The organism is Kitasatospora sp. NPDC088548 (assembly GCF_044753005.1).
In the GTDB taxonomy this organism is placed as follows: Bacteria; Actinomycetota; Actinomycetes; order Streptomycetales; family Streptomycetaceae; genus Kitasatospora.
This window is the reverse complement of record NZ_JBIVMI010000005.1, coordinates 17,110-38,408: the sequence shown is the minus strand read 5'-3', so window position 1 is coordinate 38,408 and position 21,299 is coordinate 17,110. Positions and strand designations below refer to the sequence as shown.

General features: G+C 71.0%; 22 protein-coding genes and 2 pseudogenes. 13 read left to right on the top strand and 11 right to left on the bottom strand.

Going from position 1 to position 21,299, the window contains the following annotated elements; genetic code table 11:
- The first annotated feature begins 58 nt into the window (after positions 1–58).
- The 6 genes from ACIP82_RS09310 to ACIP82_RS09285 all read left to right on the top strand — a co-directional run bounded on the left by ACIP82_RS09310 (position 59) and on the right by ACIP82_RS09285 (position 6,628).
- Entirely contained in the window at positions 59–1,693 is a 1,635-nt protein-coding gene (locus tag ACIP82_RS09310) for an ABC transporter substrate-binding protein (RefSeq protein WP_400652418.1), read from the top strand.
- 125 nt (positions 1,694–1,818) lie between these two features.
- Positions 1,819–2,766, top strand: a complete 948-nt coding sequence (locus tag ACIP82_RS09305; RefSeq protein WP_363609773.1) for an ABC transporter permease — start codon at positions 1,819–1,821, stop codon at positions 2,764–2,766.
- The gene (locus tag ACIP82_RS09300) at positions 2,763–3,680 is read left to right on the top strand and encodes an ABC transporter permease (protein WP_400652415.1); all 918 of its coding nucleotides are present in this window, start codon (positions 2,763–2,765) and stop codon (positions 3,678–3,680) included. The genes ACIP82_RS09305 and ACIP82_RS09300 overlap by 4 nt, the downstream gene beginning before the upstream one ends.
- Complete coding sequence (locus ACIP82_RS09295) at positions 3,677–4,681, top strand: ABC transporter ATP-binding protein (RefSeq protein ID WP_363609777.1); 1,005 nt, start codon at positions 3,677–3,679, stop codon at positions 4,679–4,681. The genes ACIP82_RS09300 and ACIP82_RS09295 overlap by 4 nt, the downstream gene beginning before the upstream one ends.
- Positions 4,674–5,534, top strand: a complete 861-nt coding sequence (locus ACIP82_RS09290; protein WP_400652412.1) for an ATP-binding cassette domain-containing protein — start codon at positions 4,674–4,676, stop codon at positions 5,532–5,534. Before ACIP82_RS09295 ends, ACIP82_RS09290 begins: the two co-directional genes overlap by 8 nt.
- A complete protein-coding gene (locus ACIP82_RS09285) occupies positions 5,528–6,628 on the top strand; it encodes a C45 family autoproteolytic acyltransferase/hydolase (RefSeq protein ID WP_400652409.1) in 1,101 nt (366 codons plus the stop codon). The genes ACIP82_RS09290 and ACIP82_RS09285 overlap by 7 nt, the downstream gene beginning before the upstream one ends.
- A 185-nt stretch (positions 6,629–6,813) precedes the next feature.
- On the opposite strand, the gene ACIP82_RS09280 is transcribed toward ACIP82_RS09285, so the two are convergent.
- Genes ACIP82_RS09280 through ACIP82_RS09270 form a run of 3 tightly spaced genes read right to left on the bottom strand, consistent with a single transcriptional unit; the run spans position 6,814 to position 8,668 of the window.
- On the bottom strand, positions 6,814–7,956 hold the full coding sequence (locus ACIP82_RS09280) for a helicase associated domain-containing protein (RefSeq protein WP_400652407.1): 1,143 nt from the start codon (positions 7,954–7,956) through the stop codon (positions 6,814–6,816).
- Positions 7,957–7,988: 32 nt separating this feature from the next.
- Positions 7,989–8,381: a hypothetical protein gene (locus ACIP82_RS09275; protein ID WP_400652405.1), complete on the bottom strand. Its 393-nt coding sequence runs from the start codon at positions 8,379–8,381 to the stop codon at positions 7,989–7,991.
- Positions 8,378–8,668 (bottom strand): hypothetical protein, encoded by a 291-nt coding sequence (locus tag ACIP82_RS09270; protein ID WP_363609787.1) that lies wholly within the window; start codon positions 8,666–8,668, stop codon positions 8,378–8,380. Before ACIP82_RS09270 ends, ACIP82_RS09275 begins: the two co-directional genes overlap by 4 nt.
- Positions 8,669–9,022: 354 nt before the next feature.
- Here ACIP82_RS09270 and ACIP82_RS09265 point away from each other — a divergent pair, with 354 nt between their 5' ends.
- The 5 genes and pseudogenes from ACIP82_RS09265 to ACIP82_RS09245 all read left to right on the top strand — a co-directional run bounded on the left by ACIP82_RS09265 (position 9,023) and on the right by ACIP82_RS09245 (position 11,845).
- A complete protein-coding gene (locus ACIP82_RS09265) occupies positions 9,023–9,490 on the top strand; it encodes a hypothetical protein (protein ID WP_363609789.1) in 468 nt (155 codons plus the stop codon).
- Positions 9,491–9,828: 338 nt separating this feature from the next.
- Positions 9,829–10,251: pseudogene (locus ACIP82_RS09260) on the top strand (DUF6299 family protein); the annotation flags it as partial.
- 6 nt (positions 10,252–10,257) lie between these two features.
- Positions 10,258–10,386 carry a hypothetical protein gene (locus tag ACIP82_RS09255; RefSeq protein ID WP_363609809.1) on the top strand — a complete coding sequence of 43 codons (129 nt, stop codon included), beginning with the start codon at positions 10,258–10,260 and terminating at the stop codon, positions 10,384–10,386.
- A 151-nt stretch (positions 10,387–10,537) separates the two neighbouring features.
- The gene (locus ACIP82_RS09250; protein ID WP_400652402.1) at positions 10,538–10,942 is read left to right on the top strand and encodes a hypothetical protein; all 405 of its coding nucleotides are present in this window, start codon (positions 10,538–10,540) and stop codon (positions 10,940–10,942) included.
- Between the two features lie 498 nt (positions 10,943–11,440).
- Positions 11,441–11,845 carry a hypothetical protein gene (locus ACIP82_RS09245; protein WP_400652401.1) on the top strand — a complete coding sequence of 135 codons (405 nt, stop codon included), beginning with the start codon at positions 11,441–11,443 and terminating at the stop codon, positions 11,843–11,845.
- A gap of 296 nt (positions 11,846–12,141) precedes the next feature.
- On the opposite strand, the gene ACIP82_RS09240 is transcribed toward ACIP82_RS09245, so the two are convergent.
- From ACIP82_RS09240 to ACIP82_RS09225, 4 genes are all read right to left on the bottom strand, one after another.
- Positions 12,142–13,092, bottom strand: a complete 951-nt coding sequence (locus tag ACIP82_RS09240) for a replication-relaxation family protein (protein ID WP_400652395.1) — start codon at positions 13,090–13,092, stop codon at positions 12,142–12,144.
- Between the two features lie 493 nt (positions 13,093–13,585).
- The gene (locus tag ACIP82_RS09235) at positions 13,586–14,185 is read right to left on the bottom strand and encodes a DUF1707 domain-containing protein (protein ID WP_363609797.1); all 600 of its coding nucleotides are present in this window, start codon (positions 14,183–14,185) and stop codon (positions 13,586–13,588) included.
- Between the two features lie 286 nt (positions 14,186–14,471).
- Positions 14,472–14,768, bottom strand: a complete 297-nt coding sequence (locus tag ACIP82_RS09230) for a hypothetical protein (protein WP_363609799.1) — start codon at positions 14,766–14,768, stop codon at positions 14,472–14,474.
- A 787-nt stretch (positions 14,769–15,555) separates the two neighbouring features.
- Complete coding sequence (locus ACIP82_RS09225; RefSeq protein ID WP_363614859.1) at positions 15,556–15,810, bottom strand: hypothetical protein; 255 nt, start codon at positions 15,808–15,810, stop codon at positions 15,556–15,558.
- A gap of 981 nt (positions 15,811–16,791) precedes the next feature.
- On the opposite strand from ACIP82_RS09225, the gene ACIP82_RS09220 reads away from it, so the two are divergent.
- Both ACIP82_RS09220 and ACIP82_RS09215 read left to right on the top strand, forming a co-directional pair.
- Positions 16,792–17,166: a transglycosylase SLT domain-containing protein gene (locus ACIP82_RS09220; protein ID WP_363614857.1), complete on the top strand. Its 375-nt coding sequence runs from the start codon at positions 16,792–16,794 to the stop codon at positions 17,164–17,166.
- Positions 17,167–17,353: 187 nt separating this feature from the next.
- The gene (locus ACIP82_RS09215) at positions 17,354–17,917 is read left to right on the top strand and encodes a hypothetical protein (RefSeq protein ID WP_400652753.1); all 564 of its coding nucleotides are present in this window, start codon (positions 17,354–17,356) and stop codon (positions 17,915–17,917) included.
- 117 nt (positions 17,918–18,034) lie between these two features.
- Here ACIP82_RS09215 and ACIP82_RS09210 read toward each other — a convergent pair.
- From ACIP82_RS09210 to ACIP82_RS09195, 4 genes and pseudogenes are all read right to left on the bottom strand, one after another.
- Positions 18,035–18,295 (bottom strand): annotated as a pseudogene (locus ACIP82_RS09210) (transposase); the annotation flags it as partial.
- An 11-nt stretch (positions 18,296–18,306) separates the two neighbouring features.
- A complete protein-coding gene (locus ACIP82_RS09205; RefSeq protein WP_400652390.1) occupies positions 18,307–19,650 on the bottom strand; it encodes a hydroxymethylglutaryl-CoA reductase in 1,344 nt (447 codons plus the stop codon).
- Between the two features lie 321 nt (positions 19,651–19,971).
- Positions 19,972–20,388, bottom strand: a complete 417-nt coding sequence (locus ACIP82_RS09200; protein ID WP_400652387.1) for a hypothetical protein — start codon at positions 20,386–20,388, stop codon at positions 19,972–19,974.
- A 50-nt stretch (positions 20,389–20,438) separates the two neighbouring features.
- Positions 20,439–21,209, bottom strand: coding sequence for a tyrosine-type recombinase/integrase (locus tag ACIP82_RS09195; RefSeq protein ID WP_400652384.1), 771 nt, complete (start codon positions 21,207–21,209; stop codon positions 20,439–20,441).
- Between the last annotated feature and the right edge of the window lie 90 nt (positions 21,210–21,299).

Sequence of the window (21,299 nt, the reverse complement as noted above, 5' to 3'; positions counted from 1 at the left end):
ACGTGCGCCCGTCGTGGCGCCGCCGCATGCCCCGGGGACAGGCCAGGAAGGACTGGAAGTGCGCAAGAGAGCGTTTGTCGCCGTCGCAATCGCGAGCGTGATCTCGCTGGCCGGGTGCGGAAAACCGGCGCAGTCATCGAGCGCTGACCAGAGCGCTGGCGCGGGGAAGCGCGTCGACACCCCCGCCTCCAAGGCCGACGTGGACCGGGTGACCTGGAACATGCCCTACGGCGAGCCCACCTCGCTGGACCCGCTCAAGTCCTACAACTACCCGGAGAACGAGGTCCTCTCGAACCTCTGCGAAAGCCTGATGCGGATCAACCCCGACTTCTCGATCACCCCGGGACTGGCCGAGTCGGCGGAGCACCCCACGCCCACCACCTGGGTGTACAACCTCCGCAAGGGCGTGACGTTCTGGGACGGCCAGGAGATGACGGCCGACGACGTCGTCTTCAGCCTGAAGCGCCACCTGGACCCCGCGGAGGGCTCCTTCTGGGCCGGGGACATGCTCACCGGCAACATCGCGAGCATCGAGAAGACCGGCGACCTGCAGGTCACCGTCACCCTCAAGACGCCGGACGTCGTCATCAACGACTACATGGCGACACCGCTGGGCGCCGTCACCCAGGCCGCGTTCACCCAGCAGGCCGGCGCCAAGTTCGGCACCCCGGACAAGGGCGTCATGTGCACGGGCCCCTTCGAGCTCAAGTCGTGGGAGAAGGGCTCCCGAATCAAGCTGGCGCGCAACGACGCGTACTGGAACCAGGCGCTCAAGGCGAAGGCCAAGGAGTTCGACTTCCGCTTCATCACGGACCCGGCCACCCTCACCAACGCGCTGAAGACCGGCGAGATCGACGGCTCGTACGACGTGCCGACCGACGCCGTCGACCAGCTGTCCAACGCCACCAACGGCACCCTCTACCTGGGCAAGTCCATGCAGATGGTGGCCATCATCGGCACCGGCGAGGGCCCCTTCGCCGATCCCCGGCTGCGTACCGCCCTGCTAATGGCCACCGACCGGGAGGCCATCGGGAGGACCGTCTTCGCCGGCACCGCCGCGCCCCTGCGCTCCGTGGTGCCTCCGGGCAGCTACTCCTACGCGTCCGCGGTCTACGAGGCGGCCTATGACAAGCTGCTGCCCACCACGGTCGACATCGAGGGCGCCAGGAAGCTGGTCGAGGAGGCCGGCAAGCCCAGCGGGCCGATCACCATCGCCTACCCCAGCGAGCGGACCGTCTACGAGGACCTCCTCGCCGAGGTGCAGAGCGCCGGCAAGAAGATCGGCCTGGACATCCAGCCCAAGGGCGTGCCGAGCGCGCGGTACGGCGCCTTCTTCTCCGACGCGCAGGCCCGCAAGGGCTACTCGGGCTTCATGACCACGAACTACTCCGACGTGCCCGAGCCGCTGGCCTTCCTGCGCAACCACATCGACCCCGGTTCCCCCGAGAACTACGACAAGTTCTCCGACCCCGAGATCACCGCGCTGCTGGGCCAGGCCTCCGCGGAGAGCGACGACACCAAGCGAGCCGAACTCACCGCCCAGATCGAGACGAGGTACATGGCCAAGACCCCGTGGCTGCCCATGGTCGCCCCCTCGACCCGGCTGTTCATGAACAACAAGGTCACCGGAGCACCCGCCTCCTTCGTCTACCTGTACTACCCGTGGGCCGCATCCGTGGGCTCGGCCAAGTGAGCCGGTAGCACGCGGCACCCACCAACCCCACCCGCCCACGGCCCACGCCCTCACCACGCTCCGCCGGGGGCGCGGCGGCCCACGCCCGGCCGCGCCCCCGCGAACTCCCCCCACAGGAACAGCCCATGCTCGGATTCCTCGTCCGACGCCTGCTCGGGCTGGCCGCGACCCTGATCGTCGCCAGCTTCCTCATCTTCGGTGCGCTCTACCTCGCACCGGGCAGGCCGGAGACCTTCCTCACCCAGGGGCGCTCGATCAGCCCCGAGACACTCGCCTCGATCCGCACGCAGTACCACCTCGACGACCCGCTGCCGGTGCGCTACTGGGACTGGATCACCGGAGTGGCCCGCGGCGACCTCGGCGAGTCCCTGGTGTTCCGCCAGGACGTGGCGAGCCTGCTCGCCCCGCGTGTCGGCTCCACCCTGCTGCTCACGCTGTACGCCGCCGTGCTCATCGTCGTGTTCGGCGTGCTGGTCGGCATGGTCTCCGGGCTCCGCGGCGGCCGGCTCGACACGGTGGCACTGATCGTCACCAGCACGGGCTTCGCCGTTCCCACGTTCTTCGCCGCGCTGCTGCTCATGGACCTGTTCTCCGTGCGACTCGGCTGGTTCCCCGTGTTCGGTTCCGGTGAGGGCTTGACGGACCGGCTCTGGCACCTCACCCTGCCCGCGATCGCGCTCGCCATCCCCTCGGGCGCGGTGGTCGCCCGCATCACCCGGACCGCGATCACGGAGGAGAAGGACTCCGAGCACGTCACCACCGCGATCGGCCGCGGACTCCCGCGCTTGCTGGTGGTCCGGCGGCACGTGCTGCGCAACGCACTCCTGCCGGTGACCACGATCGTGGGCGTCAACATCGCGGCCCTGATCGCCGGCGCGACCGTGGTCGAGAAGGCCTTCGCCCTCGATGGTCTCGGCTCCGCGCTGGTCGACGCGGTCAACCAGAAGGACTTCGCCGTCGTCCAGGCCATCGCGCTCGCGCTGGTGGTCGCGTTCGGCCTGGTCAACCTGGCCGTGGACGTGCTCTACGCATGGCTGGACCCGCGGTTCAAGCTGGGAGGGAAGCGCTCATGAGCGACAGCGTCAACGCCTCGGGCACGGCCACCGCGGCCACCGCGGGAAAGGCCGCCCGACCCGCGAGCCCCACCAAGGGCCGGAACCCGATCGGACGCCTTGTCGGGCGCGTCGGGATCGCCGGCACCATAGCCGCCGCCATCATCGCCCTGCTGGCCCTCGTCGCGATCCTCGCCCCCTGGATCGCCCCCTACGACCCGCTGCAGGTCGACCTCGCCGCCACCTACCAGTCCTCCAGCGCGGAGCACCTGCTCGGCACCGACAACTCCGGCCGTGACCTGCTCTCCCGGTTGATCTGGGGCGCCCGGACCAGCCTTCTGGGCCCGTTCATCGTCGTCACGGTCACCGCAACACTCGGCACCGCACTGGCGCTGGCCGCAGCCTGGTTCGGCGGCCGCGTCGACGACCTGATCTCCCGCCTGCTCGACCTGCTGTTCGCCTTCCCCAGCCTGCTGCTGGCCATCATCGTCATCGCGCTCTACGACCGCGGGCTGCTCCAGGCGTCCCTGGCGCTCGCGGTGGGCTTCACCCCGTACACCGCACGGGTACTGCGCAGCGTGTCCCTGCGCGAACGCATGCTGCCCTACATCGCCTCCGGAGAGATCCAGGGCTTCTCGGGCTTCGTCATCTGCCTGCGGCAGATCCTGCCCAACATCACCCCCCAGATCCTCACCGGTGCCACCATCAACTTCGGATCCGCCATGATCGAACTCGCCGCGATCTCCTTCCTCGGCCTCGGCGTCCAGCCGCCCGCGGCCGACTGGGGCCTGATGGTCTCCAGCGGCCAGGCCTCCCTGGTCAAGGGCTTCCCCCAGCAGTCCCTGTACGCGGGCCTGATGATCGTCATCACCGTCGCGGCGTTCAGCGTGCTGGGCGAACGCCTCGGCGGACGCAAGGCAGGAGGCCGCGCATGAGCCCCCTGCTGCGCCTGGACGCCCTTCACGTGACACTGAACGTCGACGGCGAGCGACGCCCCGTGCTGCACGACGTCTCGCTCGACGTCGGCGCGGGCGAGGCCGTCGGCCTGGTCGGCGAGTCCGGTTCCGGCAAGTCGATGACGGTGCGCTCGATCCTGCGCGTGCTCCCCCACGGGGCCGAGACCTCGGGACGCATCGACTTCGACGGCACCGACATCCTGTCCATGCCGGCCAAGGACCTGCGGCGGCTGCGCTCCCACGAGGTCGCGGTGATCCACCAGGACCCGCGTGCCGCCATCAACCCCGTGTCGACCGTGGGCGACTTCCTGGTGGAAGCGCTGGTCGCCAACCATCAGGAAAGCCCGCGGCAGGCACGCGCCCGCGTCCAGGACATCCTGTCCGACGTCGGCATCCCCGACGCCTCGCGCCGGATGCGCCAGTACCCGCACGAACTGTCCGGCGGGCTGCTCCAACGCGTCGTGATCGCGGCCGCGATCGCCGTCCGCCCCCGGATGATCCTCGCGGACGAGCCCACCACCGCGCTGGACGTCACCACCCAGTCCGAGGTGATGGGCATCCTGGACGAGATGCGCCGGGAACACGGCCTCGCCATGCTGTTCATCACCCACGACCTGGAGCTGGCCGGTGCGGTGTGCGACCGCATCGCGGTCATGTACGCGGGCTCGATCGTCGAGGAGAGCAGGCCGCAGGCGCTCGAAGACCACCCCCGACACCCCTACAGCCGGCTCCTGCTGGACTCCCGGCCGCGCATCGACCAGGCCGCAGACCGCCTGGAAGTGATCCCGGGACGGCCGATCTCGGCCTTCGAGGTCGGTCCCGGCTGCGCCCTGGCCCCACGCTGTCCCTACGCCGAGCCGCAGTGCACGGCCACCGTCCCGGCCCTGCGGCCGGCCGGCGAGGGGCGGGTCAGGTGCCTGCGCAGCGAAGAGATCGAGCCCGTTCTGCGACGTTCCGGCACGGAGGTGCGCGATGTCTGACCACACTCCCGTCGTGGAAGCGACCGAGCTGCGCAAGGTGTTCCGCGTCCGCCGCCCCGACGGCCGGGGCTCCGCCGACTTCACCGCCGTGGACGGCGTCGGCTTCCAGGTCCGGGCCGGGGGAGCGCTCGCGATCGTGGGGGAGTCCGGCTCCGGCAAGTCCACGGTCGCCCGGATGCTGGTCGGCCTGGAGACCCCGACATCCGGCAGCATCACCGTCCTCGGCCGCTCCCGCACCGCGAAACGCGCCGGGACGGCCGAACGGCGCCGGCGCGGGCGCGAGATCCAGATGGTCTTCCAGGACCCGTACGGATCCCTCAACCGGCGCAGGTCGGTCCGCGACGCCCTGGGCGAGGTGATCGACCTGCACTTCAAGCCCTCCCGCGGCGAGCGCGAGGAGCGGATCGCCCGGCTGCTGGAGGACGTCGGCCTCGACGAACGGCAGTCCCGCGCACTGCCCTCCGCGTTGTCGGGCGGACAGCGGCAGCGGGTCGCCATCGCCCGTGCCCTGGCCGCCGAACCGAAGGTCCTGGTGCTGGACGAAGCGGTCGCCGCGCTGGACGTGTCGATCCAGGCGCAGATCCTCAACCTGCTGGCCGACATCCGCGAACGCACCGGCCTCACCTACCTGTTCATCAGCCACGATCTGTCCGTCGTACGGCAGATCAGCGAGGAGGCGATCGTCATGCGCAAGGGCCGGATCGTGGAATCCGGCCCCACCGCCCGCATCCTCGACGACCCGCAGCATCCGTACACCCGGATGCTTCGCCGATCCGTGCCCGGCCCCGGCTGGAAGCCGCGGCGAATGAGCCAGGACGAGCGCCGGGCGCTCGCCATGGAGGAGACATGGTGACCACCCCTACGGTTTTCCGGTCGGCCAAGGCCGCCCCCGGCGATCGCGGGCAGCAGCTGGGCAAGGCCTTCCCGGAACGCATCGGGCAGGCCAGCGCCTTCTACGACCAGCTCTTCGCCGCCGCGGGCGCCACGCCCGAGGACGTCACCGACTGGAGCCTTCGGGCCTTCGAGCACATCAGCACCTGGGCCCCGGAACTGGCCGAGGAGATCGACGGCATGGCACTCGGCGCGGGCCTGCCCCTGTGGCGGATCGCCGCGCTCAACGCCCGAACGGAGATCCTCGGCCGTTTCGGCCGGACGCAGCACCCGGAGTGCTCCACGGTCGTGTACGCGCCGGCCGACGGACGCCCGCCGGTCACCGCGCAGACCTGGGACTGGCACGACGGCATGCGCGACGGCTGGTTCGTCTGGACCATCGAGCACCCGGACGGCCGGGTCGTGCACGCGGTGACGGAGTTCGGCATCGTCGGCAAGATCGGTGTCAACACGGCGGGCCTGGGCCTGCACTTCAACATCCTCGGCCACACCTCCGACAAGTCGCTCGTGCCGACCGGCTCGTGGATACCGGTACACGTCCTGGCGCGACGCATACTCGACACCTGCACCAGCGTGTCCGAGGCCGTCGAACTGGCCACCGCCACACCGGTGGCGGCCTCCAGCTCACTGACGCTCGTCGACCACGCGCAAAGGCGGAGCACCGCCGCGGCGATCGAACTCAGTCCGGCCGGCTCGGTACTGCTACGCCCACGCGAAGACGGCTTCCTGCTGCGGACCAACCACTTCGTCGACCGGGCACTGGCCGGTGGCGAGGCCATGGGAGTCGAGGACCCGAGCACGTACCGGCGGATGGACGTCCTGCGGGAGCACACGGCGACCCTCACCGGACCGGACAGGGAGGACCTCGTCAAGGCCCTCACCTGCCACGCGGACGAGGGTGCGGAGCTGTGCTGCCACGCCCAGCCGGACTCGGCGCTCGGCAAGCGCTGGGAGACGCTCGCCACCGTGTCCCTCGACATCGCCGGGGGAGGACTCGTCGCCCACGCGGGCGGACCCTGCACCTTCCACCTCGCGTCCCGGGCCGAGGTGGCCTGACGCGACACCGGGGGCGGGCCCTGCCGGGTCCCGCCCCCACCGGCGGTCATCTGCTCTCGGTGGCTTCCCTGCCGTCGGGTCAGCCCCGGGATCATCCCGGAGAACACGGACCGCAGCCCCCTTCGGCCTGCCGAAGGGGGCTTCCTGTTCGATGACGACGTAGTGAATGCGGAGTTGATCTCAGTTCACCTGACGATCACGCAACCGCACGAGATCGGCATGTACGCCGGGGTGTTCGCAGACTGTGTCGTCCCAGGAAGTTTGAAGATCTCAACATCCTGATAGGTCTCTGACCTGGTGTTCCGCAAAAACTGGAACAGACCGCTTCCAGGGCTCTGAACTGGGGTTCTTTGCTTGACAGCGGCGATGTATGGCGTTCGGCCTGCTCTTCTTCGGAAACTGGGACGAGCATCAGAAGCCCCGGGACGATCTATAGGGGAGCGGGGGAGGTCGCACCCCGCAGGGTGCGGCCCCCACGTGCTGCTGACCGGCATCACCGCTGCTCGGCCCGGTCCTTCCTGACGCTGCGCAAGCTGACCACCGGCCGGGTGACGAAGTACGCGGCGACCAGCACGGCCTGGCGCGGCCGGCCCCCGACGGCCCACCGCCCGCCGAACCGCACCTGCCGCTCGGCCCAGCCACCCAGCCCACTCCACACCGTGTTCGGCGAGCTGCGCGAGCTGGCCCGGGGTCAGCTTCACCCGGCGAGCCTTCTGGTTGTTGAGCCAGGTGCCCAGGACGAAGTGCGACACCACCGCCTGCTCCTCACCGCCGGGGCCGGCCTCCACGGTCTCCAGCGGCTCCTTGTGCGGGCGCTTGACGGCTGTGTGCCCTTCCCGCTCGACGAACTGCGCCAGCGCCGCCAGGCCCTGGGCGAACCGGTCGACGCGGGAGACCGCCGGCTTCGCCTCCGTGGCGGCCTTGGCGGCCACCAGCTCCTGGTCCTCCTCGATGCCGACCGCTGACAGCAGGTCCCGCTGGTCCTCCTCCGGGCCGGGCCAGCCGGCCCGCTGCGCCTGCACCCAGCGGCCGAGCTGCTCACCCTCGTACACCGGGTCCGTGGCAGGGGCCGGCGGGTCGTCCGGCGGGTCAGTGGACAGCGGCGGCACTCCTTCATCCGTAGTGGCGGACACGATACGAAGGCGCTGGTGACGCGGAATCGGGAGCCCTCGTACGGCGGGCGCCGTGTTGTGGGCAGCGCTGGTAACCAAGGCGCGGGCGACTTCCGCCCTGGACAGGACGGTCAGCGGATCGGCGCTCGCTGGCTCCGCCTCGGCCCATTCCCACAGGGCCCGGATGCCGGTGGCGCGGTCGGACAGGTACTGCACCCGGTGGTCCTTGAGCGCCCAGTCGTCGCCACCTACGGCTCCAGGCGGGGGTCGTCGATGTCGACGGTGGCGATCCCGGGCGGATACAGCTCCGGACGGGCCGTCAGGATCAGGTGCTGCAGCGGACGCACCGGGGTGGGCAGGCTCGTGGCGATGGCATGGGCCAGATCCGGGCCGCCGTAGCCGTCGCGGACCATGGTCGCCACCACCACTGCGGTACTCGCATCCAGCGGCTCGAACTCGAGCGCGGGCAGCGCCATGACCGCGTGCGCGGCACCCTCGCCCTTCACCTCGGCCTCGACCACGCACAGCACCGGAACCAGCAGATGCTGGAACGGACTCTGCAGAGCGGAGTCCACGATCCGATGCAGGCGCGGATGACCGGCGGCCAGCGCGGACAGGGCGCTGGAATCCAGAATGATCACGCGCTGCGCCTCGGGGCGACCTTGGCGCGCGCATCCGCCGCGGCGATGTCGTAGACCCGCTGCAGCAGGTTCGGGCCCTCGTCCAGCTCCGTGTCGGTGAGCGTCATCCCGAAGTGCTCCCGCAGCAGCCGACGGCCCTCGGCAACGCGCTCCGCGATCTGCTCCGCGGTGGGCTGCGCCTCCACCAGCAGGGCCACCTGGGCGCCAATCGTGGTGCCGCGGGCCGCCGCGAGAGCGGCCAGCCGGTCACGCGTATCAGGGGAAACCTTGATCGTCGCATCAGCCATACCGCGATCGTACACCGCTGGTACACCGCTGGTGTACCGACCTGCCCGGACTCGGAAAAGCCCAGGCCCGCGCCGACGGCAAGCTGACCGGCCGCACGATGGGACACCTCACCCCACCACCGCGCCTGCCCGGCCCCGCCGCTTCATGCGGTCGACAGGGACCGGGACCACGAGCACGAAGGGCAGGCCGTACGGGACCTCCCGCAACGCGCCCCGCGGCGGCACCGAGCCCGACGCGGCGGGCGGGGCCGGCACTCCCTGACAGACGCCCCGGACAACCCCGACAACCGCGCCGCCTGCAACCAACGCCAGAAGGCCCGGGAGAAGAAGGCCCGCCAGGTCCACCGCGAGCTGATGGAGACCCTGGCCTGCGCCGACTGCGGGAACGTGCCGACCCAGGAGAGCACCGAGGAGTACGGCCCCAAGGGACCACAGAAGTGGACCCGCCGCCCGGGTGGCCGCTGCTGGTCCTGCCACGAGAAGGACCAGGAACACACGGAACGGCTGGAACGGGAGGCCGAAGAGCAGCTGGAGGCGGCCCGCGCGGCCAACGCGCGGCTGCGCCCGTGCTGGACGTGCCGGGGTTCGATCGGCGGGAAGGAGGGGCCGTGGCTGGAGCTGACCGAGAAGGCCGGCCCTGACCGGCTGGAGTGCCCGCAGTGCGTCAGCGACCGGGAGACGAAGGGGCTGGGGCCGCTGGTGCTGCCCGCCCCGACCCGGCGGGAGCTGATGGCCGCCCGTATCTCGGCCCCCGCCGACCGGTGGTGGGAGGCCCGGGTGCGGCACGCCAAGCTCTACCCGCCCAAGGGCCGCACCGCCTGAACCCCGGAGCCCGGGGCCTGTCGCGTGGGGCGCTGTCGGGTGCTGCGACCTGCACGGACGGGCCCCTTCTCCTGTAGCCGATCCGGGCGCGACAGCCCCCCGTGACAACCTCCGGACGCGACGCGCGGTGCAACACGCAACCCGCGTCGCACCGCGCACTGCTCGGCCCGGACCGCGTCCGGCGCCGGCCTCCACCAGGCCGTCGAACCAGGCGGGGGCCTGCTCGCGGGAGCGGGGGCCATCACTGCCTGCGCCTGCGGCTGGCCTTGCTCCGGGGAGAGTCTGTCCGATCGGGCAGCCTCGCCCGGTAGGCGGGGCAGTTTCTGACGGACCCACAGATGTGCCGGCAAAGGCGTTGGTACGTTCTCGATGAAAGGTCTAGACAAGTCAATCACCGTTCAGCGAGGGGAATTTCGTTGCGTCGCTCTGCTTCTGCCGCTCTGTCCACAGCTGTGTCCATCACGTTGCTCTCGGGAATCTGGGCCGCTTCGCCGGCCCAGGCAGCCACCTCGGGGACGACGCCCACCGCCTACACCGGGACGGTGTTCCTCAACTCCACCGGGACCGTCGACAGCAACGGGTTCGTGACCCTCTCGGGTACGTACCGCTGCTCCGCGCCCGTCCCCGCCCCCGCCCCCTCCCCCTTCGGTCCTCGCGTGGTCCGCCTCCACAGTTCGGCGTGGGGGCCTGGTCGCGCCGAGCCGGCCGTCTGCGACGGTGCCGAACACACGTGGGTGCACCGTGACAGGCCCCTCAGGGTGCCCCTGGTGACAGTCGAACAGATCCAGTCCGTTGCGGAACTGGAGCTGTGGGAATCGACGGGCTGGCCGGTCATCACAATCACCCCCCTCTCGATCGATCGGAAGATCGTCGATCTGCAGGCTGCTGCGGGCTGACGCAGGGCCCGTCGGCATGCGGGACGGACTTGGGCCTGTCGTGATGTCACCAGTGGCGGCCTGGTGACGGAACGTCGGTCGGCCGAGGGCGGCGACCGACTCGTGGGGCGGCGGCTCGTCCGGGGACGACTGGCGCGAGTACGACGATTCCGTGCCCGTCCTCGCCACCACCCTGGACCTCCTGGCCGAGCCCGGCCCGCTCGGCCCCGTCTGGTGGCGCTACGGCCGCCAAGGCCGGCACTCCCTGACCGACGCCCTCGACAACCCCGACGGAGACCGGCTGCTCGAAGCCGAGCAGACCGCCCATGCCCAGGCCCGGGGGAAGGAGTGGCGGCAGGCGGAGCGCGAGCGGCGCCGTCCGGCCTGCACCCGCTGCCGGGCGAAGTTCTCCGACGAGCGGTGGGCTGAGCACGAGCGGGCCGATACCTGGGGCGACGACGGCTTGTGCGCCGACTGCCGCCGGGCCGACGCCGACCAGCGGGCCCGGGAGGCCGTCGAGCACCACCAGGCCGCCGCCGAGGCCGCGGTCGCCGACGCCTGGTGGCGTCGGTCCTGACCCGGCCCCGCCTCGGGTGCAAGCCGCTGACCTGCACCGGTGAGTTTCGCCTCGGGGCGGTGAGTTCCGCCCCGAGGTGCCGGTGAGATTCGCGCGCCCGGGCGGCCGGACCCTGGTGAGTTTCGCCCCCGTCGCCCGGTGAGTTTCGGATGTCGGCGCAGGTCAGCGGCTGGTTGGAGCGGAATCGGGGATGGGCCGTCCGGGTGGTTGCGGGGTTCGGCACCGCGGCGCGGTGGGCAGAGCCTCCGGCATGACGACACCCATGACCAGGCGCCGCCGTCGCCGCCGTCCGGCCTCGCCCACCGTGCCCGCTCCCGCCGTCCCGGTCCGCGTCGTGAGGCCGCCGGCCCCGGCCCGGCCGCGCGGCGGCGGGTGCTGCCGGACCTGGTCCAGCGAACACCTCGCCCAAGGCGGCCTGGTCGTCCGCACGACCTGGCACGAACCCGCCTGCCCGACGTGGGCCCGGCGCTGAGCGCCGACGGCGGGGAGGGTCGCCGGATGCACGACCAGCCTGCCGAACCCGACTCCACGGACCCCGTCGCTGCGGCCGGCGACCGCCGGGCGTTGTGGGACCGGACGGTCGCGGCTCTCGCGGCCGCGGGCATCGACGTCGTCCAGGCCGGGGACGGCCGCCCCGGCGCGGTGCTGGAGCTCGGCCCGCGCGGCCTCGCGGTCGCGGTCCGCTGGCAGTTCACCGACCAGCACCCGCTGCCCAGCGGTGTCCTCGCCGTCAACGTCTGCCGCACCCCGGGCGGCGACCCGCCCAGCGCCCGCTTCGTGCAGAACCTCGTCCTCGAATCGCATCTCGCCGGTGCCGGGCTGGGCACCGCGTACGCCGACGAGCACCTGGTCGTCCTGGACCCCGACGTGGTCCTCCCGGGAGCGTCCGGCCGCCGGCCTTGATGGCGCCACGGAGCCGCGCTCCGCACCTTGATGGTCCGCCAAGGTATCCGTCCGATACCTTGGCAGCCATGTCACGGCGAGATAACGCGCCAGGTCAAAGCATTGGTGAGAGCGGAATCGGTCACCTTGATGCCCGCCCCGCGCCCTCCGGTTCGTTCTGCGCAGGTAGAACGAAGCGATCAACCCTGTGATGACATCGCGCACCTTGATGGCCCGGCGGCCGGCCCGGTCAGGGCACCTTGATGCCCGCCCCAGCAGTCCGGGGCGGGCCATCAAGGAATGAGTGGCGGTGCCGGTCAGGGCCTGGTGCCGGTCAGCTCCCACCAGGGGGCGGGCCCGTCGTCCAGGTCGGCGATCGACCACCAGAGGTCGGCACCCGCGCCATCGGCTTCCAGATCCTCCAGCTCGGCGACGCCGGCCGCCACGGTGCGCAGCATCCTGGCGACGTACGGGGTGCGGGTGGCGATCTCCAGGTCGTTCGCCCGGTTGGCGAAGCCGGCCTGGCCGGTGCCGGTGAGGACGAACAGCAGCCGCGGGAAGACGACGTAGTGCTGCTGCCGGGCCGGGAGCACGCCCTGGGCGTGGGAGGTGCGCCGCAGGTGCGCCGGGATGGGGTGGTGGTCGTGGAAGCGGGCGTAGCCGATCAGCTTCGACGCCGGTTTCTCGCTGGCCATGGTGCCACGGTCGACCTCGACGAACGCCCGGTGCGGCGTGCGCCCGTCGGCGGCGGTGCGGCCGTAGTGGAGCAGGCCGTCGGGGATGACTGCCCCGGCCGGGCCTTCGCCGTAGCGGTGGTAGACCTCCGGCAGGAAGTCCAGCGGCGCGCACTCGTCTTCCGCCGCCCGGGCGCCGGCCACGAAGGCGACGTGGGTGCGGACGACGGCCAGGATGCGACCGAGCCGCAGCCGCGCCGCGCTCTTGTCGCCGGGCGGCGGCGGCGAGGCGACGCCCTCCAGCTCGGGGAACGTTGCGGCGATCCGGGCGGCGTGCCCGGTCGGGAACCAGGCCCGCGGCCTCCCGGCCTGCGGCAGCACGACGTCCTCGACCAGGCCCTCGTCCTTGAGCCGGCGAAGACGCCGGCGCATCTGCTCCGGCCCGGCCTCGGGGGTGTGCAGGACGCGCAGCTGCTCGGCGGTGGCCATCCGGAACTGGGACAGCGCGGCGACCACGGCGTGGTCGATCTCGGGCGGCATCGCCATCACGGGCTCCTCGAAGTCGGCGCCCGCCGCCCTGGTGGCAGCGGGCATCGGGATGGAAGCCCGCGCCTCTCACCGGATTTCTCACCACCGGCGGCCCTTGCGGTCACGATCCGACAACGGGTGTTCTAACCGGTCCGGCAACCGGTGGTGAGAACGGGTGCGCCAACCGGTGGCCGCCTCTTCCGGCCGCCGGGCTCGGAATCTGGGCAACTGTGCAGGTCAGGGGCAGTGGTGAGTGGCTGTCGAGGTGGAACTCACCACCTCGACAACCCTCTTCTCCTTTCTTCCCTTTGTCTTTGTTTTTGGTTTTTGGTCTGTGGTTGCGGTTGTCGGTTCGGGTTCGGTACCTGCGGTGGGCTGTTCTTCTTCCCGGCGTCCGGCTGGTGCCGGCCGCGTGGGTGGGGCGGGCTCGGCGGCTCGTCCCCGGGCACGGGCGTGCGCGGGCGGCCTGGGCCCTTCCTGGCCCGCCGCGTTCGGTGCTGCGTGTTCGTGTTCGCGTGCGGCCCGTGGTTGGTGCGCTCGGGTCGTCCGGCCCGTTGACTCACTGCGGCGGATTGCGCCTCAACTTGCGGCGCTCCCAACGATTCGGATGGCGGACAACCACGCCCGCCGGGCCACCGGTGCCGCTGAGACGAATAAGCGGTGTACCCGAGAGCCGGTCGGAGGTGGTCAGGTCTTTCAGCCCACCGAGGCCGGGATCCACCCCACCGGTCTCCGCAGCCCAGCCATCAGGGATGACGACGGTAACGCCGGCCATCTGGCCATGGACTTCCACCTCGACGGCCGACAGTCGGCAGTCGGTCCGGGTGAAGTCAAGCTTGGCGCCGCCCAGGCCGCCATACGCGATTATGCGTGCGGGCACCTGCCAGCGCCCGATACGGGAAACACCGTTAAGGCCCCCCTTGAGCACCAGCGGACGTCCCGGATCCACAGGAACCACGGGCGGCAGGTCGCCAGTGAGCGACGCCAGGTCGGCGTGAGTCTTGGCGATCAGCGCCTGTTCCAGCCTCGCATCCAGCTCGTGGAGGTCGAGGCGCCCCTCGGCTGCTGCCTCCTGTAGACGCTCAACCACCGCATCGCGCTCGGCATGAGAGGCCCGCACATCACCTGGGCGGACCGGTTCCGGTAGATCAGCAGTCATATGGCTGATGATACGAAGAGGCCGGTGCGGGGCCTGGGCTGTCGGGTATGTGGCCTCAGTGGAACTGAAACGCGGTGAGGTCGCTGGTGGCTTCTGACCTGCTTTGTTTCACGAGTTGAGAGAGCGTATAGGCGTACCGCAAGAGGGCGCTGGTCTGGGCATTTAAGGGACGGTGTGTCAGGGGGCACCTCGTGTGTGGCGTCCGACCTGGAGTGTTTCAAGAGCTGCAACCGCGTTCCGAAGCCAATGAGAACGCTGTAGGGAGCTCTGGTTGTTGGGTTACCGGTCAGCCTGCCGGCCGGGGGAGACGGGCGTCGCAGCGGCGCTGCAGGCAGCCCTCGCCCAGTACCCGGCCCGCCCTGACGACGACCAGGCCGTCGACGAGGACGAGTCGGACGGCCGGGAGCACGGCCTGCTCGGGGACGTCCGTACCCGGGTCCGTCGGCGGGCGGCCGGGCTCACCCTGGACACCATCGACCGGGCCGCGGTCGTCCTCCAGGAGTGGCAGCGCATCCGCGGCGAGGGCGGTGGGCTCGATCCAGCCGAGCTTGCGCATCCAGCCGAAGTCGACTCTACCGATCACTGCAGAGTTCGCATCGCTTCTGACGTGTGAGAACACGTCGCGTAGACGGCGAAGTGCGCTAGTCGCGTGCCGCATGGAAGACACCTCCCAGCTGCGTCAGGCCGTCCTTACCTGGCTCGAGCAGGCATGCAACCTGCCCTCCGCACCCCAGCCCATCACAGATGTGGCGCTTGCGGTGCTGCCGGAATGGGAGGCCCTGAGCAATGCGGTGGTCAGGGCGGCACCGATATCGGATCACCGTGACCTCTACGGCAAGGGCGACGGCGGCAGGCGTCTGTCCGTGATGACCCGTCACCATCCCACGGTGACGGAACCCGGAGGTCACCACAAGCCGCCCCGCTGTGTGGGGTGGTGGCCCGGTCCCGCCTCGTCCCGTTCGGCCTGCCCGCTCCCGCCTGGCCCCCGTCTGCCCGGCTCGGCTGCGCCTGCCCGTCCCGGCCTGTCCGTGCTGCGCCGGGCCCGGGCCGGTGGTTGCGTTACCGGCTGCTGGTGACGCAACCCTGCTCCGGCTGTCTGGAGGCCCGGCCGGGCTGCCGCTGTGGGTGTTCCCGGGGGTGTTCGCCTGGCCGTCCGGAGCCCTCCGGGGGCCGTCTCGGGGCGGTCCGGGTAATCCCGCGAAGTGACGGACCGCCCAAAAGGCCGCCGTATTCCGCTCACGAATGCGGCCGGTATTTCCTTCGGGTAAGGCCCGGTCTGGCGGGTGCCGGGATTTCTGGTGACAGCCTGCCGGGATTCTCGGTCGCGGTTTCGGCGGGTGGCAGCCGCCCCGGCCCCGGCGGGTGGGCTGTCAAGCCAGGGCGCCCGGCGTGGTCCTCTCAGCGTCGCCGACCCGTTGGAGCAGTTGGGACGTGAGCAGGTCCTGATACGGCTTGAACTGGAACTGCAGCGGTGGAGCCATGTCGCCGAAGGACTCGCCGAACGCGTGCGGTGACCGTGCCAGTCCCAGCAGCACCCGGTCCGCCGTGTCGTCGCCGGCCGGGTGCGGGCCTGAGCCGGCGGCTTCGGGCGCGCTGATGGCGGTGGGGGCGCTCCCGGGCTGCAAGCGCTCCTCGGCTCGGGCGCCGGCAACCATGGCCCGGTCGGCGACCCCGATGGCTCCGACGCCGACTGCCTGCTCACCGTGAACTGGGACAGCACGGTCGACTGGTCGTACGTCCGGGACCGCGAATCCGACCCCGGCGTCTACCCGCCGATGAAACTGGACGTCCCCGCCGCCTCCGACCCGGTCGGCCTGGCCTGCGCCCTCGAGTACGGATGGCGAGACCGCCGGCCGGATGCCCCACCCGGCCCACTGGGAGGGCGCCGAGCGCCTCGACGAAGCCGTTCGGGCCTGGCGGAACGAGCACTGGACACCAGCGGGGCGGACGCCAGCCGCCGGTGCCCGCCCCGCCCCGCCGCGACGTGAGGTCCTCGATGCGGGCGGTGCCGGCCGGGACGAGCGTCTCGGTGGCCGGCCGGGTCCTGCGGCGGCTTCGCGCCCTGCCCAGCTGCCGCCGTGCCGGTCAGGGGGGCGGCAGCTGTGGCGACGTCCGGTGGTGCCGTTCCCGCGTCGGCCGGGTGTGGTGGCGGTCTCAATGGCGGGCGATCGGTGGTGACTCGGCGTGGTGGGTGGTGGGCCGGTCGGTGATGGTGCCGGGGCCGGGGCGGTGAGTGCGCTCACACGCGGATGCGATGAACGACGACGGCTAGCAGTCCGTTTTGCACCACTTCGCAAGGGGGCTGGGGGGTGTTTGTGCAGGCCGGGAGGGGTGGCGCGCTCCGGACAGGCCCTTCCTTCGAATCGGATCCGGCCTCTTCGCTACGACCGCGGGTCGTAGCGAAGGGGCCTTGGCGAGCGCCGATCCAGTCTGGCAACTTGGCATTCGTCGCCAGCCACACCGGCTCCTGTCCCGCCGGTGAACGGCTTACCGCCGAGTCACGCCCTGCGACCGTTCGGCCCCTGTCCGGCCATGGTCGAGGCGGGGCGTGACACCGGCCCAACCCGATTGAGGTCTTGCTCTTCATGCCCGCTTTCAAGCTCCGTATGCGTACCTCTGCCGTGATTCTTGCCGGTGCCGCCGGTGTGACCGCCCTGGGTGCCGCCGTGGTCCCCACCGTCGCCTCGGCCGCGGACGCCTCCCCGCAGGCCATCGCCGCTCAGATCGTGTCGGCGGACCAGTTGGCCTCGTTCAGCCAGATCATCTCCCACGAGTCGGGCTGGAACGTCACGGCGACCAACCCGAGCTCGGGCTCGTACGGTCTGGGCCAGGCGCTGCCGGCCTCCAAGATGGCCTCGGCTGGTGCGGACTGGAAGACCAACCCGTCCACCCAGATCAAGTGGGCGCTGGACTACATGAACACCCGCTACGGCAGCCCGAACGCCGCCTGGAGCTTCTGGCAGACCCACCACTGGTACTAAGCCGACCATTCGGCTTCCCCTCACCCCGGGGGCCGGACAGGGGCAACCGGAGTGACCCACGAGGGCCTGTGCCCGCGCATCTGCGCGGGCACAGGCCCTCGTGCCGTTTCCCGGCCGTCCGAAACACCCCGATCGGCAGCAGCGTACCCACGCCGGTGCCCGGCAGCGCACCGCCGGGCGTCGCCGGGTGCCGCGGGCGTCGTTCTGCCGGGAGAAGGCGGCCGCCAGCCTTGACGGCCGCCGTCGTCCGGGCCCTGCCGCCGCCCAGGACGACCTGCGGATCGCCGACCGGCACGCCGACACCGGTGACGAGAGCGCCGTCGTCCGGGCCGCGGTCGTCTTCCAGGAGCGGCAGCGCATCCGCGGCGAGGCCGCCACCACCATGCTCAAGTCCTACGGCCCGGACCACGACCTCGGACTCCAGCGCGCCCAGTGCGCAGAGCACCACCGCCAGGACGTTGCCGACCGCGCTCGCGAGGCCGCCCGCCAGGCCCGGCAGGGCGCCGATGTTGCGCACCGCCGCTTCGCCGGGCCCGCCGCCGACCCGCTCTACACCGCTCTCGCCCGCGTGGGCCTCCACATCCTCACCGACCGCGACCACCGGGCCATCCGGGACCTCACCCGCCACCTCGACCCCGTCACGCTGCGCCAGGTGGCCGACTGGCTGGAGCGCACCCGCGCCGCGGCCCTCGCCCTGCGCGGTGACCAGGTCCCGCCCGCCCGGCCTGTGGTACGCCGCAGCCGCTTCTGACCTCTGCGCCTGGCTGATCAGTAGCCAGGCGCACTGCGCGCAGGCCCCGGACAGAAGTCCGGGGCCTGCGCTGTTGCGAGCTGGGCCGATTGCCGGACCTGGTGCAAGCAGGTGGCGACCGGCCAGAGCCCGCCGCAGCCGGGCGAAGTCGCCGGGACCCTGATTGATCCCTCCGTACAGCGCACCGTGCCCGTGCCGGTGCTCGGGCGCCAGCGCCAGCCTGACCAGGGTCTTGGCCGGGCCGTCCGTGCACAGCAGCGCGTCGGCGAGTTCGAACAATGCGTCGCCTCGGACGATCAGACAGCTGTAGAACTCACCCCGAAAGGAGGAACACCCGTATGGGTGCTCAAATGCGATACAACGTTTATTTCGGACCATAAGCGACAAGCTCAGCCACGTGAAGCGGTGCCGCCGTCGGTCTGCGCGGGGGCAGGCTGGTTCGGGCATGAGAGCGAGGCTTCGGACGCCATCACACGGGCTGTTGCGGTCGGCCCCCCTGACTGGGGCCTGGGGATAGGCCGGCTCCGCCCGAGGCGTTCGTGGGCGCCGGCGAAGTGTCCGGCGACGGCTGCCGAGACGGTCGAGAGGTCCAGGGCCAGGGCGAAGCCAGCGACGATCTCGGCGAGCCGGTGCGCGCTGCCCCGGCCGGTGCAGCCCATCGTCTCCAGGAGTTCGCGCTGGGCGGGCAGGTGGGTGCCGCCCCCGACCGTACCGAGAGCCAGGCCGGGGAGGGTCATGCTCGCGTGGACGCCGTCCGGTGTCCGTTCGAGGATGAACTGCCCCGCCCCGGATTCGTGCACGCAGGCGATGTCCTGGCCGGTCGCGGTGAAGATCGCGGCCACGATGTTGGCGGTGTTCGCGTGGGAGCCGAGGACCCCGCTGTGGACGGCCCCGGCCGCGATGTGCTGGTAGCCGGAGACCAACTCGTCGGGGGTGGTCCGCAGGACCCGTTCGACCACGCCGACCGGCAGCCGGCAGTCGGCGGAGACCCTGATGCCCCGTCCCTCGGCCAGGGCCTGGGCGGACGCCTTCTTGTCGCCCGCCGTGTTCCCCTCGACGATGAACCTCTCAAGCCCACAGCCCCCGGCCAGGTGCGGCTGTTGCTCGATCCACTGGCACGCGCGCCAGGTGCAGGCGGTCGTCATGTTCTGCCCCGCCGCGTCACCGGTGGTGTACCGGAACCGCAGGTGGACGGCCCTGCCCAGGACCACGGGTTCGACCGAGACGAGTTCGGCGTGGTCGGAGACCTGGCGGACGACCGCACGCAGGTCGCCGAGGTGCCGGGGAACCGCCGCGGCGAAACGCGCGGCGCCCTCCAGCCGGGAGAACACGAAGACCGGTGCGCGCGTCATCGCCTGGGCCGCGACGCGGGTGGTGACCCCGCCTGCCAGGGTGGCGGCCAGGGCGCCCCGGGTCGCCGACGAGACGAGGGCGCCTTCGGTGGTCGCCATCGGGGTGTAGACCTCGCCCTGGACGTTCTGCCCAAAGAACAGCAGGGGGCCGGCCATGCCGACGGGGATCTCAACGGCGCCGATGAATCCCTCGATGTTGCCGGTCAGCCTGCCGGCGTCGAGTCGTGTGTGCTGCAAGGAGCTCAGCGTCAGGCCGGTGACGGAGCGGAGCCAGTCGAGTCGTTGGAGGCGCGCGGATTCCGTGTAGACGCCCCGGGCGGGGACGTACCGTCGAGTGGAGCGGCCTTGGAGAGGCCGGCCCGTACTTTCTCCGGAACTCATGACGCAACCTTCCCTGGGCGGTTGGCCAGGTGACCGGCGGGTGCTGACACGGCCGTCTTCCGTGTCTCCCCACATGCTGGCGGCAGCCCGAGTATCCCGTTCCACGGCTCAGGCGCACGGAGCGATTGCGCATAACTCACCCCTTCGAGTGTGGCCGTGGCCCCTGTCGGGCCGTCAGCCGATTTGGCCCCGCCAGGACCGGCCCCCGTTGCACGGTGGATCGAAAACAGGTACTGACCTTGGCATTTAACCTCTGGCATCGGCCGTTGAGCTGAAGGACTGGGCGGGCACCCGTTGGCGGTCGGCACTTCCGAGCTCGTGTCAGCCGTCCTGCGCTTCCTGCTCGGCGGCTTCGGCCCTTGAGAGTCGCCACCGCATGGTCTGCGCCTGACTGCGGACCGTCTCTTGGAGTTCCGCTGACAAGCCGGGGCGTTCCGCGGCGGCTTCGGCAGCTTCGGTCCAGGCGCGCGGGACTTCGACGGGGCGCTGGTGCCCGCAGTCGACCTCGTTGCCCGAGTGGTCGTAGACGGTGGGCTGGTAGCCGATGTTCGCCCACACGCTGGCTCCTTGGTCGTGGAAGACGACCTCGAATGGCGCTTCGTCGGGATCCGTGTCCTTCGGGGTGTCCGTGACGATCGTGAACTTCTCGTTGGGCTTCATCCAGTAGTCCTCGCCCCACGGTTCGACCCATATCCCAAGAGTCTTCTCGGTGTCGTTGCTCAGTCTGATCTTCGGCATGGCCGCAGCGTAGGCCACCCTGCTCGGGCTGTGGCGCGGGCCGACGTGGCCTATCCGGTTCGCCGGGGTTTGGTGCCCTTCTTGTGGTGGCGGGGTCTGGTGTACGCCTCGCCGCCGGCGAGGACCCGCCCCACGTCGTGACGGGTCGCCGAGTCCTCGGCGGGCAGTCGTAGGCACCGGCCGAGTTCGAGCTGGGTCTTGAAGAAGTTGGTCTTAAGCCAGTCGATCGAGGTGTCCGGCAGTGCTCCGGTTCTGAGCTCCTCGGCGGCCGGCCCGGCGATCGTCGCTCCGGGTCCGAGGACGGCGCGGTGGTCACGGAGCACTTCCTGGGCGCTGACCTGTGCGTAGACGAGGGCCATGCTCACGGAGGTGTGTCCGAGTACCTTCATGATGGTGTGCAGCTTCGCCCCGCGTTCAGCAAGCTGGGTTCCGACCGTGTGCCGGAACCGGTGAGCCGAGACGGTGCCGCGACCAGTACCGCCGCGACCGCCCGGGCGGACCAGCCCGACTGCTTTGCAGGCACCCTGGATCGGGGTCTCGAACAGGTAGTAGGTCGACAGCAGCTTGCCGTGGCTCATGAACAGGTAGCGGATCTCCTCGCCGGTGCGCTCGTCGGTGAAGGGCCGCTCAGGTGCGTTCTCCCGCAGGTCGATGACGGTCTGCAGGGCAGCGGCTGCGTCCTCGTGCAGCGGGACGACCCGCTCGCGATAGGTCTTGCGGCCGGACAGCCGAAGCCGCGGGGTGCCGTCGGGGTAGCGGTCCAGGCAGTCGATCGGCAGGCGCTGGATCTCGGTGCGGCGGGCCCCGGACCAGCGGGCCACCAGCAAGGGCGGCGCGCTGGAACGGGCAGGTCAGCGCCTCGATGGCCGGCATCAGCTTGTCGAGTTCGTGGTCGGAGATGAAGCGGGGCA

Excerpts from the sequence above, each read along its gene's own strand:
- ACIP82_RS09285 (WP_400652409.1), top strand. The coding sequence starts at position 5,528 with ATGGTGACCACCCCTACGGTTTTCCGGTCGGCCAAGGCCGCCCCCGGC.
- ACIP82_RS09245 (WP_400652401.1), top strand. The coding sequence starts at position 11,441 with ATGCACGACCAGCCTGCCGAACCCGACTCCACGGACCCCGTCGCTGCG.
- ACIP82_RS09290 (WP_400652412.1), top strand. The coding sequence starts at position 4,674 with ATGTCTGACCACACTCCCGTCGTGGAAGCGACCGAGCTGCGCAAGGTG.
- ACIP82_RS09270 (WP_363609787.1), bottom strand. The coding sequence starts at position 8,668 with ATGGCTGATGCGACGATCAAGGTTTCCCCTGATACGCGTGACCGGCTG.
- ACIP82_RS09220 (WP_363614857.1), top strand. The coding sequence starts at position 16,792 with ATGCGTACCTCTGCCGTGATTCTTGCCGGTGCCGCCGGTGTGACCGCC.
- ACIP82_RS09240 (WP_400652395.1), bottom strand. The coding sequence starts at position 13,092 with ATGCCCGCTGCCACCAGGGCGGCGGGCGCCGACTTCGAGGAGCCCGTG.
- ACIP82_RS09205 (WP_400652390.1), bottom strand. The coding sequence starts at position 19,650 with ATGAGTTCCGGAGAAAGTACGGGCCGGCCTCTCCAAGGCCGCTCCACT.
- ACIP82_RS09235 (WP_363609797.1), bottom strand. The coding sequence starts at position 14,185 with ATGACTGCTGATCTACCGGAACCGGTCCGCCCAGGTGATGTGCGGGCC.
- ACIP82_RS09295 (WP_363609777.1), top strand. The coding sequence starts at position 3,677 with ATGAGCCCCCTGCTGCGCCTGGACGCCCTTCACGTGACACTGAACGTC.
- ACIP82_RS09265 (WP_363609789.1), top strand. The coding sequence starts at position 9,023 with ATGGAGACCCTGGCCTGCGCCGACTGCGGGAACGTGCCGACCCAGGAG.
- ACIP82_RS09200 (WP_400652387.1), bottom strand. The coding sequence starts at position 20,388 with ATGCCGAAGATCAGACTGAGCAACGACACCGAGAAGACTCTTGGGATA.
- ACIP82_RS09305 (WP_363609773.1), top strand. The coding sequence starts at position 1,819 with ATGCTCGGATTCCTCGTCCGACGCCTGCTCGGGCTGGCCGCGACCCTG.
- ACIP82_RS09300 (WP_400652415.1), top strand. The coding sequence starts at position 2,763 with ATGAGCGACAGCGTCAACGCCTCGGGCACGGCCACCGCGGCCACCGCG.